General features: G+C 64.2%; 13 protein-coding genes. 3 read left to right on the forward strand and 10 right to left on the reverse strand.

Annotated elements, in window-relative coordinates:
- Window positions 1-34: 34 nt before the first annotated feature.
- Window positions 35-940, reverse strand: a complete 906-nt coding sequence (locus tag ACLHZ1_RS18565; RefSeq protein ID WP_427263267.1) for a DMT family transporter — start codon at window positions 938-940, stop codon at window positions 35-37.
- A gap of 89 nt (window positions 941-1029) precedes the next feature.
- The gene (locus tag ACLHZ1_RS18570; protein ID WP_427263268.1) at window positions 1030-1470 is read right to left on the reverse strand and encodes a DUF2214 family protein; all 441 of its coding nucleotides are present in this window, start codon (window positions 1468-1470) and stop codon (window positions 1030-1032) included.
- A 166-nt stretch (window positions 1471-1636) separates the two neighbouring features.
- Here ACLHZ1_RS18570 and ACLHZ1_RS18575 point away from each other — a divergent pair, with 166 nt between their 5' ends.
- Window positions 1637-1834: a hypothetical protein gene (locus tag ACLHZ1_RS18575; protein WP_427263269.1), complete on the forward strand. Its 198-nt coding sequence runs from the start codon at window positions 1637-1639 to the stop codon at window positions 1832-1834.
- Window positions 1831-2049 (forward strand): hypothetical protein, encoded by a 219-nt coding sequence (locus tag ACLHZ1_RS18580; RefSeq protein ID WP_427263270.1) that lies wholly within the window; start codon window positions 1831-1833, stop codon window positions 2047-2049. Before ACLHZ1_RS18575 ends, ACLHZ1_RS18580 begins: the two co-directional genes overlap by 4 nt.
- A gap of 69 nt (window positions 2050-2118) precedes the next feature.
- Here ACLHZ1_RS18580 and ACLHZ1_RS18585 read toward each other — a convergent pair whose 3' ends face one another.
- From ACLHZ1_RS18585 to ACLHZ1_RS18610, 6 genes are read right to left on the reverse strand one after another with little or no spacing between them, the layout of a single operon-like run.
- The gene (locus ACLHZ1_RS18585; protein ID WP_427263271.1) at window positions 2119-2790 is read right to left on the reverse strand and encodes an HAD family hydrolase; all 672 of its coding nucleotides are present in this window, start codon (window positions 2788-2790) and stop codon (window positions 2119-2121) included.
- Between the two features lie 39 nt (window positions 2791-2829).
- Complete coding sequence (locus ACLHZ1_RS18590) at window positions 2830-3837, reverse strand: ABC transporter ATP-binding protein (RefSeq protein WP_427263272.1); 1008 nt, start codon at window positions 3835-3837, stop codon at window positions 2830-2832.
- A gap of 6 nt (window positions 3838-3843) precedes the next feature.
- Window positions 3844-4620, reverse strand: a complete 777-nt coding sequence (locus tag ACLHZ1_RS18595; protein WP_427263273.1) for an ABC transporter permease — start codon at window positions 4618-4620, stop codon at window positions 3844-3846.
- On the reverse strand, window positions 4613-5512 hold the full coding sequence (locus ACLHZ1_RS18600; RefSeq protein WP_427263274.1) for an ABC transporter permease: 900 nt from the start codon (window positions 5510-5512) through the stop codon (window positions 4613-4615). The genes ACLHZ1_RS18595 and ACLHZ1_RS18600 overlap by 8 nt, the downstream gene beginning before the upstream one ends.
- On the reverse strand, window positions 5509-6345 hold the full coding sequence (locus tag ACLHZ1_RS18605; RefSeq protein ID WP_427263275.1) for an alkaline phosphatase family protein: 837 nt from the start codon (window positions 6343-6345) through the stop codon (window positions 5509-5511). The genes ACLHZ1_RS18600 and ACLHZ1_RS18605 overlap by 4 nt, the downstream gene beginning before the upstream one ends.
- Before the next feature lie 9 nt (window positions 6346-6354).
- Complete coding sequence (locus tag ACLHZ1_RS18610) at window positions 6355-7416, reverse strand: ABC transporter substrate-binding protein (RefSeq protein WP_427263276.1); 1062 nt, start codon at window positions 7414-7416, stop codon at window positions 6355-6357.
- Window positions 7417-7603: 187 nt separating this feature from the next.
- On the opposite strand from ACLHZ1_RS18610, the gene ACLHZ1_RS18615 reads away from it, so the two are divergent.
- Window positions 7604-8374 carry a UTRA domain-containing protein gene (locus tag ACLHZ1_RS18615; RefSeq protein ID WP_408797165.1) on the forward strand — a complete coding sequence of 257 codons (771 nt, stop codon included), beginning with the start codon at window positions 7604-7606 and terminating at the stop codon, window positions 8372-8374.
- Here the strand turns inward: ACLHZ1_RS18615 and ACLHZ1_RS18620 are convergent.
- Together ACLHZ1_RS18620 and ACLHZ1_RS18625 are read right to left on the reverse strand one after the other, a co-directional pair.
- Entirely contained in the window at window positions 8332-9096 is a 765-nt protein-coding gene (locus ACLHZ1_RS18620) for a helix-turn-helix domain-containing protein (RefSeq protein ID WP_427263277.1), read from the reverse strand. The genes ACLHZ1_RS18615 and ACLHZ1_RS18620 overlap by 43 nt on opposite strands.
- A 384-nt stretch (window positions 9097-9480) precedes the next feature.
- Window positions 9481-10392, reverse strand: a complete 912-nt coding sequence (locus tag ACLHZ1_RS18625) for a LysR family transcriptional regulator (protein ID WP_427263278.1) — start codon at window positions 10390-10392, stop codon at window positions 9481-9483.
- Between the last annotated feature and the right edge of the window lie 157 nt (window positions 10393-10549).

Genomic DNA, 10549 nt, shown 5'->3' on the forward strand with positions numbered 1-10549 from the left:
TCGTTTCATTGGGGGGGATGCTGTCATGCCCACGTCAGGGCTGGCTGGGCGCCTTGTCCCGGCGGGATTTCCACCACCAGCGCAGGCGGATCTGGGAGATGAGCATCCCCGCCAGCATCAGGGCGCAACCCACGATGGCCCGTTCGTCCAGATGTTCCCCCAGCAGCAGAACACCGCCGATGGCGGCGAATACCGTCTCCAGGCTGAGGATGATGGCGGCGTGGGCCGGGTGGGCGCCGCGCTGGCCCACCACCTGCAGGGTGTAACCGATGCCGACCGACACCAGCCCCGCATAGAGCAGCGCCTGCCAGCCCGCCACGGCGCCACCGAGGGTCGGGGTCTCGATGGCAAACGCCGTGACCAGGCTGAGCAGGCCGCACACCAGGAACTGCACCCCGGCCAGGCGAATGGGGGCGACCCGGCTCGAGTAGTGATCCAGCACCAGCAAGTGAATGGCCCAGAACAGGGCGCCGATCACCTGCAACAGGTCGCCGTAGCCCATGGTGAAATCCTCGGTCACGCTGAGGTAGTAGAGCCCGGCCATGGCGATGAGGGCGCCGACCCAGGTGTTGACCCCCGTCTTGTGGCGCAGAGCCAGTCCCAGCACGGGCACCAGTATGATGTAGAGGCCGGTGATGAAGCCCGCCTTGGCGGCCGTGGTATAGAGCAGCCCCACCTGTTGAAGGGAGGCGGCGGAGAAGAGCACAGTGCCGGCGATGAGACCCCCGGTCAGCAGCAGGCGCGGGTTGTCCTCCTTGTCTGGCCGGGTCGGCTGGCGGGACTTGAGCCACCACAAGAGCGGCAGCAGGGAGGCGGCCCCGAGCAGGAAGCGCAGGCCGTTGAAGGTGTAAGGCCCCATGTGATCCATCCCCAGCCGCTGGGCGACGAAACCCAGCCCCCAGATGGCGGCCGCCATCAGCAACATCATGTTAGAACGCATACGGTTTCATCCCTGAAATCAAAAAGTTGAGGCACCCTCTCCACCATACCGCCTGGGATGGGCTTTGTCTTGGTCCGCCGAGCGCCGGGTCAGGGGAGGGAGGTGTGGGCGAGCAGGGGGATCAGCATCAGCAGCAGCAGGTCGATGCGCAGGATCCAGATCACCCACAGTTGCTGCTGGGTCGAGACCATGGGGGCTTGCCCCCGGCGCAGGGATCGGCGCCAGCGGTAGAAGAGGCGGCTCGGGTAGCCAAAGCTCAGGGCCATCAGCACGAAGAGCAGCAACTTGAGCCGGTAGCCAGACAGTTGCAGCAATTCGCCCGGCCCCTGGGGGCTGTCATAGAGCCGCATCATGCCGCTGAGAAACAGCAACAGCAGGGCCAGCGCCGCCAGGCCGTCGGCCATGAGCAGCTTGCGCACCTGCTCGATGGACATGCCGCGGCGAAACAGGAAGTACTCCGAGGTGAGGGCGCCGGTCAGCATGATGAGGGCGCAAAAGTGCACGGATATCCAGTAGTCGTGGGTCAGCATGGGCGGCCTGGCTGTGGAACATCGAACATTTTTCTTCCTTTTGGGCGCAGGAGAGCGTCGCCGGTAATCTGCGTCGACAACCCAGCGATGCGAAGCCATCCTTGCGCGATGCCCTGGTTGCCAAAAGTCTTGCTTCCTGGTCAGCCGCAGGCGGTTGGGGTTGTTCATGCCGGTGCCGAGCCTGGGCTGCATCTACTGGCGGCCCATGTCTTGCAACCTGCAACAGGCGCTGGGACAAGGTCTTGGCGCCAGTCATGACCCGCTGCGCGAGAGTCTGGTCGAACCCTATCTGGCGCAACTGGGGCGACAGTTTACCCTGATCTACGGCCAAGTGAAGGTCGAGGATGTGAGAGGGGAGCCGTGACCCATCCCCCGGCTTATCTGCACGATGGGCGACGTGACAAGGAGTGGGTGTCCGATCGGGTCGCCATTCGGCTGGGCACGGAGCGGCGGCGAAGGTTTGGCTATCCGCAGAGGGAGACGGCGGGTGCCGAGGTCTGTCGCGCCAAGCGGGCGGGCAAGAACCGCTGCGATCAGGCGGGGGAGGCGTTGCCGGCACCCTTGCTGCGTCAGGTGTGACGCCGTGCCTGAAACGACACAGAGGAGGCCATGGCCTCCTCTGTGTCGTTTCATCGGATCGCTGTGGCGCTACTGCACCAGCCCCTCGGCCCGTTGCCAGTCGAGGATGGGCCAGCCCAGCGCCTCGGCCTGCTGGCGCAGGGCGGGGGCCGGATTGACCCCGTGCGGGTGGCTCACCGCCCGCAGCATGGGTAGATCGTTGTGGGAGTCGCTGTAGCCAAAGCTCCCCTGCCAGAGGTTGTCCCTGCCGGCAAAGAGCTGATTGATGCGGGCCACCTTGCCTTCGCGAAAGCTGAGGGTACCCCGGGTCTGACCGGTCAGCCTGCCGGCTTCCTCGTCGAGCAGGATGGCGACGCAGTGATCCATCCCCAGCATCCTGGCCATGGGGGTCACCAGGTGTTCGCCGGAGGCGGAGATGAGCACCAGCTCGTCCCCCCGCTGGCGGTGCCACTCGATGCGGGCCAGCCCCTCTGGGTAGAGCCGCTCGCGCAGCACCTGCTCGGCGAAGTGATGGCACTGCTGCTCCAGCCACTGGCGCGACCTGCCCGCCAGGGGCTGCAGGGTGAAGGCCATGTACTGGTGCATGTCCATCTTGCCCTGGTGGTAGAGGGACATCATGGCCTGCTCCTCGGCCACCATGCCCGCCGGGGCCAGCTCCCCGGCCACCATGTACGCCAGCCAGAGGCTGGCACTATCCCCGGCAATCAGGGTGTCGTCCAGATCAAACAGTGCCAGTGCCATGAGGGCTCCTTGCGGTCGCAACGAAAATGAAACGAGGTGTCATGCTACCTCACAGAGTTGATCCCGGGCCACCGCCAGGGTCACGGCACGGCCCACCGGCAGGAGGTCATCGGCCGAGCGGTTGAGGCAATCCACCGTCAACAGCCCCGCCTCGCACTCCACCTGGTAGCGAATGACGTTGCCGAGCAGCTGCTGGTGGACGATGACGCCGGGCAGGCTGGGGTCGTCGCACTGGGTACCTGGGGGCAGCAGGGTGATGGACTCGGGGCGCAGGGCCAGCTTGCTGCGATGGCGAGGACCGAACAGGGACTTGCCCTGCTCGGCGCCCAGCAGGTTGTAGTGGCCGATGAAGCTCGCCACAAACTCGCTGGCGGGGCGGGTGTAGATCTGCTCCGGGGTGCCGCTCTGGACGATGGATCCCTTGTTCATCAGGAAGACGCGATCCGACAGGGTGAGCGCCTCCTCCTGATCGTGGGTCACGAAGATGGTGGTGAGCTCGAGGCGCCGCTGGATCTCGCGGATCTGCTGGCGCAGGCTGCGGCGGATGCGGGCATCCAGCGCCGAGAGCGGCTCGTCCAGCAGCAGGATCCGCGGCTGCACCACCAGGGCCCGGGCCAGGGCCACCCGCTGGCGCTGGCCGCCGGAGAGCTCGCCCGGATAGCGGCGCTCGAAGCCGGTCAGCTCCACCAGCGCCAGCGCCTCTTTCACGCTGGCCGAGAGCTCGCGCCCCGGCTGGGGCTTCATCTTGAGGCCGAAGGCGACGTTGTCCCACACCGTCATGTTGGGGAAGAGCGCATAGCTCTGGAACACCATGCCGATGCCCCGCTTCTGGGGGGCCTGCCAGGTGATGTCCTCACCGGCCACCCGCACCTGACCGCCATCCACCGGGGTGAGCCCGGCCAGGGCTCGCAGCAGGGTGGACTTGCCGCAGCCGGAGGGGCCGAGCAGGGTCACCAGCTCCCCCTTGCGGATGCCAAATTCGATCCCCTCGAACACCTTGGTGTCGCCGTAGGATTTATGCAACTGATTGACTTCTAAATGAAACATCTTGGATCACCGATGAAATCTGTTGGCCGCCCAGGTGAGCAGCAGGGTCAGCAGGAAGTAGCTCATCACCAGGGCGCTGGTGAAGTGGCCCGAGGTGGACCTCATGTTGTAGAGGTAGACCTGCAGGGTCTCGTAACGGGTGCCCACCAACATGTTGGCAAACACGAACTCGCCGAGCAGGAAGGAGAGGGAGAGAAACAGCGCCGCCAAGAGCCCCTTGCGCAGGCAGGGGACAACCACCAGCAGGAAGGCGCGGGCGCTGCTCGCCCCCAGCAGGTGAGCGGCATCCATCAGATCCTTGAGCGGCACCCCTTGCAGGCTGTTGGCCAGCGCCCGGTACATGAAGGGCAACACCACGGTGAACCAGGTGCCGATCAGGATCCACGGCGTGCCGATGATGGGCAGGATGCCGTCGGCGTAGATCTGCAGCAACCCCACCGAGGAGACCACGGGCGGCACCGCGAAGGGGAGCAGGATCAACAGGTTCATCCAGGGATCCAGCCTGGGGAAGTAGTAGGCTACCACCAGCACGGTCGGCACCAGCACCAGGGTCCCCAGCAGCAGGGTGGCGAAGCAGACCAGCAGACTGCGACCAAAAGCCGCGAGAAAACGCGGGTCGCCCCACAGCTTGAGATACCAGTCGAGGGTGAAGCCGTCCGGCAGCAGGGTCGCCCCCCAGCGGGTGGAGATGGAATAGAGAAAGGTGGCCAGCAGCGGCAGCAGCAGGGTGGCGACCAGCCCACCCAGCACCCACTTGGGCCAGCTCGGTTGCAAATCACGCATGGGATTGCCCCTTGTTCACATAGCTCTTTTTCAGCAGCCACTGGTTGGCGGCCGTCACCACCCCCAGCAGCACCATCAGGATCACCGCCAGCGCCGCCGCCAGGTTGGGCTCGAGGAAGATGTCGCCCGAGACCAGGCTCGCCACCCGTATGGTCACCAGGTTGAAGTTGCCGGTGGTGAGGGCGTAGGCGGAGGCATAGGCCCCCACCGCATTGGCAAACAGGATGATCAGGGTGCCAAGCAGGGCGGGGGTGAGCACCGGCAGCGCCACGTGCCATACATACTGGCCCTTGCTCGCCCCCAGCAGGGCGGCGGCCTGGGGCCACTCATCCTGCAGGGCGTCAAACGCCGGGTAGAGCAGCAGCAGGGCCAGCGGGATCTGGAAGTAGGTGTAGATAAGGATGAGACCGCTGCCGGAGTAGAGGTTGAAGCCGTCGATGAGGCCCCAGGATTTGAGCAGCAGGGTCACTGCACCATTGATGCCGAGCACGATGATGAAGGCGAACGCCAGGGGCACCCCGCTGAAGTTGCCTGTCATGGTGACAAAGGCCAGCAGCAGCCGCTTGACCCGCTCGCCGCTGTGGCGCAGCGCCGCCGCCCCGAGCGTGCCGATGGCGAGCCCCGCCAGGCTACTGATGCCGGCGATGCGCAGGGAGTTGGTGAAGGATTGCAGGTAGAAGGGGGAGCTTAAAATCTCCCGGTAATGGTCGAGGCTCCAGCCATTCGGGGTCTGAAAACTGCCCACCAGCACCCACACCATGGGGGCGAGCTGGAACAGCATCATCAAGCAGGCAAAGGGCAGCAGCACCAGGGCCGGCAGCCAGTGGCGGCGCGCCTTGCGCCGGGTTGCTGCGGGTTGATCCGCGCAGATCTCGGTGGTGGCAGGCATCATGGGTGCACCTCGCGCATAAAGGCAGCCTTGAGCAGCGGCGGGCCGCTCGGCTTGTCGTGGGGAACCCCCAGCAGGTCGGCCATCAGGGCGCAGAGCTGGGTCTGGTGGAGCAGGGCGCCATCCGGCCAGCGCGCGACGAAGGCATCGCCAAACAGCCAGAGCGGCACGGTGCGCTCCTCGGCCAGGTTGCCGCCGTGGCTGAGATCCTTGTTCATGCCGTGATCCGAGGTGATCACCACCTGATACCCCTGTGCCAGCCACAGTGGCAGCAGGTCGGCCAGCAGGCTGTCCATCCGGCGTGCCTGATTGCGGTACTGGCGGGAATCGAGGCCGAACCTGTGGCCGGCGTCATCCACTCCCATGGGGTGGATCAGCAGAAAATCGGGGTCGTACTGGCTGCGCAGCCACTCCCCATCCATCAGCAGATGGCTGTCGGGGTAGGCGTCATCCCAGTAGAAGCAGCCGTGCTGGATGGGCAGCTGCTCGTCATGGGTGAAGCGATCCCGGGCCGCCAGCCAGGGGCTCTGGTTGTAGAGCTCGCTCACCCAATGGTAGGCCGCGGCTGCGGTGCGCTTGCCCGCAGCCCGGGCCAGATGGAAGATGGAATCGTGTTGGCTGAGGCGACTCACCCCGTTGTGGGTGATGCCGCTCGCCACCGGCGGCACGCCGGTCAGGATGCACTCGTAGAGGGGTCGGGAGAGGGACGGCAGGGCGCAGTCCAGGGTCGTATAGAGACCGCGCCCCGCCTCCACCATGCCGAAAAGGTAGCCCATGCAATGGGCTACCTCTGCCGCCAGGCCATCCACAAGTACCACTATCACCTTGTGTCGCACTGGATCTCCTTACTGCATGTTGATCATGACGGTTTCCTGCCACTGGCGCGGCAGGGCCTTGGAGCTCTGCTCCCAGGCGGCGTGATCCTGGACCGGCTTGGCATTGGCGTACTGCTCGGCCGGCAGCAGCTTGGCCTTGACGTCATCCGGCAGCGCAACGTTGCTGCGTATGGGGCGGGCGTAACCACGGGCCAGGTTGACTTGACCGGCATCGGAGAGGATGTATTCCCGCGCCAGCTTGGCGGCGTTGGGATTCTTGGCCCACTTGTTGATGATGGTGGTGTAACCGGCGATGACGGAGCCGTCGCTCGGGATCACCACGTCAAACTTGTTGGGGTCGATCTGGTCGCGGTAGTTGAGGGCGTTGAAGTCCCACAGCACCCCCACTTCCACCTCGCCCTTCTCGATGTTGGCGATGGTGGGATCGTTCAGGGAGAGGCGGCCCTGCTGGGCCAGCTTGCCGAACAGATCCAGCGCGGGCTTGAGGTCCTTCTCGCTGCCGCCGGTGGCATAGGCCGCCGCCAGCACGCCGTTGTTGGCCTGGGAGGCGACGCCCACATCACCCAGGGTCACCTTGTAGTCGCCACCCAGCAGGGATTGCCAGCTGGTGGGGGCGGCCTTGACCAGATCCTTGTTGATCAGGAAGGCGATGGTGCCGGTATAGGCCAGCATCCAGTGGCCGTCCGCATCCTTGGCCCAGTTGGGAATGTCGGCCCAGGTGGAGGGTTTGTAGGGCTGGGTCACCCCCTGCTTGACCGCGACCGGGCCGAAGGCGCCGCCCACGTCACCGATGTCGGCGGTGGCATTGGCCTTCTCGGCGGCGAACTTGGCGATCTCCTGCGCCGAGCTCATGTCGGTATCCTGATGCTTGATGCCGTAGATGCTGCCGAGCTGCTGCCAGGTATCCTTCCAGTTGGCCCAGCTGTCGGGCATGCCGACGCTGTGGAGCTGGCCTTCGCCGCGGGCGGCTTTTTCCAGATCCGCGATATTTTCGGCGGCGTAGCTATTCGTTGCAAAAAACGGTTGGCTGATGGCAGCCAGGGCCAGTGCACTTGCGATCACGCTTTTCATCATCCCATCCCTCTGGACTAGGTCAGTTAAGGTTCGAGCATGATGCTAGAGGGGGAATATGACGGTGGCGGGGCGGTTTTATGGCGATTGGATGACATCTCCTTGCCCGAATCGCTGTCATGGCAGTTTCATCTGGGCGGGATATAAGCATGGCATTCGAATCATTGGACTATGCCAGGACAGGCGCGTGAGCAGACCCCTTTCCAAGAGTGAACAGATACGTCAGACACTGCACAGCTATATCGACAGCGGCCAGCTGGCGGCGGGGCAGCAGCTGCCCGCCGAGCGGGCCCTGAGCGAGCGTTTCGCCACCACCCGCATCACGGTCAAGGAGGCGCTCTCGGCCCTGGAGGCGGAAGGACTCATCTACCGGGCCGAGCGGCGCGGCTGGTTCGTGGCGCCCCCCAGGCTCATCTATGATCCCGCCCGCCACACCCACTTTCACCAGTGGATCGCCGAGCAGCAGCGCAGCGCCGAGACCCGGCTGCTGGGCCAGGGCGGCGAGCTGGCCAGCAGCGAGCTGTGCCGCTGGATGGACATAGATCCCTTCACCCCCCTCTACCAGATCCGGCGCCAGCGGCTGATCGACGGCCGCCCCGTGCTGCACGTCTGCCACCATCTGCTGGCGAGCCGCTTCCCCCGGATCCAGGATCAGCCCCTGGCGGGGTCGCTCACCGAGCTCTATCTCGATGAATACGGCATAGGGCAGGGGGGCGCCCGGCTGGAGATGACGCCGGTGGCGGCCCGTGGCGAGGTGGCCAGCGTGCTCAACCTGGCCCAGGGCAGCCCGGTACTGCGGCTGGTGCGGGTCAATTATGACGAGGGGGGCGGGCTCATCGACTGCGACATAGAGCACTGGCGCCATGACGCCATCCGCATCTGCCTGGACACCCGCCCCCAGGGGCTGGCGCCCCTTCAGCCATCTATGTTGGGGATGAGGTCGTCGAAGCTCTGGTAGCCGCAGTCCGCCAGTTGCAGGGACATGGTGTAGGTCTTGGTGTCCTCCCGCTGGCCGATGGCGGGGCGATTGAGCTTGAGCTCCTGGTGCCAGTACTCCTTCATCCGCTCGATCAGCGCCATGGCCTCTCCCTCGCCCAGATGGAGCTGGCACAGCGCCATGTAGTTGTTGGACTTGTGCATGTTCTCCACCAGATAGTCCCCCAGCACCGACATGGCCTGGCGCGCCTGCTGGCGGGCGAAGCGGCTGTGCTGCTCGAAGCTGATGCGCTCGCTGATGAGGAAGTGGAAGCTGTTGTCTATGCCGAGCTGGAGTATGCCTAGCCTCTCCAGCTTGCGCAGATAGAGGTAGCAGGAGGCGTCGGTCAGGCCGTATTCCCGCTTGAGATCGATTAACGTCTTGTCGCGCCAGAAGATGTTGGCGAGGAAGGCGTAGAGGCCGGGCTCCTGGTGAAATGCCTCGTCCTGCTCCTGGGTGAAGACGGCGCGGCGGCTCTGGGCCTCCTGGGTCCGATCCAGCAGCTCCTCGAACGAGAGCCCCACCAGATGGCAGATCTCCAGCAAGGTATCGAACGGCAGTGAGGGCTTGTTCATCATCCGCTTGATGGTGGCGATGGAGACCCCCATGGCCTCCGCCAGGGTCTGATAGCGGATCCCCTTGTCGGTCAGGGTCTTCTTCAGGGTGTCGAGAATATGGGTGGCCAGGGTCTGGCTGTAGGTCATGCGTCATTCCTTTATGTGCATAGTGCGAACCGCTAAAAAGAGTACTTTTTCCATGGTTCGGGCTCAGATTTTGACACTTTAAAAAAGCAGGAGGAAGCAAGGGGCCGAAATAGGCGGGATGATCGGACCAGTTTGGTGCAATGGTTGCAGAAATTGACACCGGATGGTGCACATCCTTCAACCCTGCAACTTAGTGCTGGCGAGGAACATTGGTTCACGCATAATCGAACACGTCGAATTCGAGACTTTCCTGGTTGCGAAATCGATTGTTTGCTTCCAATTTAAGGGTTTTTTTAAACCGAAAGGTTTTTATTCTTTCCTGGCAAATTGAGCGGATCCCGACAGGGCTCCGCTTTTTTCTTTTCCCTCAATTCTCGCCCCGCGTCAAGCCGCTCCCGGGTTTGTGCCCGCAAACAGCTTGGGGATCTCCCGTACCAGCCAGCTCTTGGCCTTGCCCATGGTGTCTCGCCGCCACGCCAGCACGACCTGCACCTGGTGGCGATACTCGGGGCTGATCACCTTGAGACGCCCCGCCTTGATGTCCTCTTCTATCCAGCTCAGGGGCATGGTGCCGACGCCAATGCCCGCCAGCAGGGCATCGCGCTTCTCCCCCATGGTGCTGACGGTCAGGCGCGGCTGCTTGTCCAGCAGGCGATAGGTGAGGGCGGGTTTGCGCCGCGCCGTGTCGGCGATGGCGATGGCGCGGTAGCGGCGCAATGTCTCGTCCGCCAAAGGCTCGGGCTCCAGATGCAAGGGGTGATCCGGGTGAGCGACATAGAGCATCTCCTCCTCCTGCAAGAGCTGATGCTTGATGCCCGTCATCATGATGTCGGGGTTGAGGGAGGAGATGAGCAGATCCGCCCGGCCATCCTCCAGGCACTCCCAACTGCCCGCCAGCACCTCGGCCCGCAGTCGCAGCCGGGTATCCGTCAGCTCGGCCAGCCGCTCCACCAGAGGGTAGAGCGCCTGCGGCGGCACCAGGGCATCGACGGCGATGGTGATGTCGGTCTCCCAGCCCCGGGCCAGGGCCCGGGTCTCCCCCACCAGATGCTCGGCCGCTTCCAGCAGCAGCCGACCCCGCTCCAGCAGCATGCGCCCGGCCGGGGTGAACTTGGTTCTGTGGCCGCTGCGGTCAAACAGCATGGCGTCCAGCTCGTCTTCCAGCTTCTGCACCGTGTAGCTCAGTGCCGAGGGCACCTTGCCCAGCTCGTCGGCGGCGGCGGCGAAGCTGCCCCGCCTCTCTATGGCATCCAGCACCCGGATCGCCTCCAGGGTCAACGCGCGTTCTTTGCTCATGGTTAGCCTTCAATTTTTTTGAATATGATCGCCAGATTAACTCGCTAACAACTTAGGGCAAGTCCCTTTAATATTCAATCAACGCTTAGGCAGGAAGGCAAAGCGGCCAAATAAACCGTTATTCCTGGCTGTGACATCGTAAATCACCCTGTCAGAC

The organism is Aeromonas sobria, assembly GCF_050266975.1.
GTDB classification, from domain to species: Bacteria; Pseudomonadota; Gammaproteobacteria; order Enterobacterales; family Aeromonadaceae; genus Aeromonas; species Aeromonas sobria_B.

Bases quoted from the DNA above. Each gene is read 5' to 3' on its own strand.
- ACLHZ1_RS18565 (WP_427263267.1), bottom strand. From the start codon at position 940: ATGCGTTCTAACATGATGTTGCTGATGGCGGCCGCCATCTGGGGGCTG.
- ACLHZ1_RS18570 (WP_427263268.1), bottom strand. From the start codon at position 1,470: ATGCTGACCCACGACTACTGGATATCCGTGCACTTTTGCGCCCTCATC.
- ACLHZ1_RS18575 (WP_427263269.1), top strand. From the start codon at position 1,637: ATGCCGGTGCCGAGCCTGGGCTGCATCTACTGGCGGCCCATGTCTTGC.
- ACLHZ1_RS18585 (WP_427263271.1), bottom strand. From the start codon at position 2,790: ATGGCACTGGCACTGTTTGATCTGGACGACACCCTGATTGCCGGGGAT.
- ACLHZ1_RS18590 (WP_427263272.1), bottom strand. From the start codon at position 3,837: ATGTTTCATTTAGAAGTCAATCAGTTGCATAAATCCTACGGCGACACC.
- ACLHZ1_RS18595 (WP_427263273.1), bottom strand. From the start codon at position 4,620: ATGCGTGATTTGCAACCGAGCTGGCCCAAGTGGGTGCTGGGTGGGCTG.
- ACLHZ1_RS18600 (WP_427263274.1), bottom strand. From the start codon at position 5,512: ATGATGCCTGCCACCACCGAGATCTGCGCGGATCAACCCGCAGCAACC.
- ACLHZ1_RS18610 (WP_427263276.1), bottom strand. From the start codon at position 7,416: ATGAAAAGCGTGATCGCAAGTGCACTGGCCCTGGCTGCCATCAGCCAA.
- ACLHZ1_RS18620 (WP_427263277.1), bottom strand. From the start codon at position 9,096: ATGACCTACAGCCAGACCCTGGCCACCCATATTCTCGACACCCTGAAG.
- ACLHZ1_RS18625 (WP_427263278.1), bottom strand. From the start codon at position 10,392: ATGAGCAAAGAACGCGCGTTGACCCTGGAGGCGATCCGGGTGCTGGAT.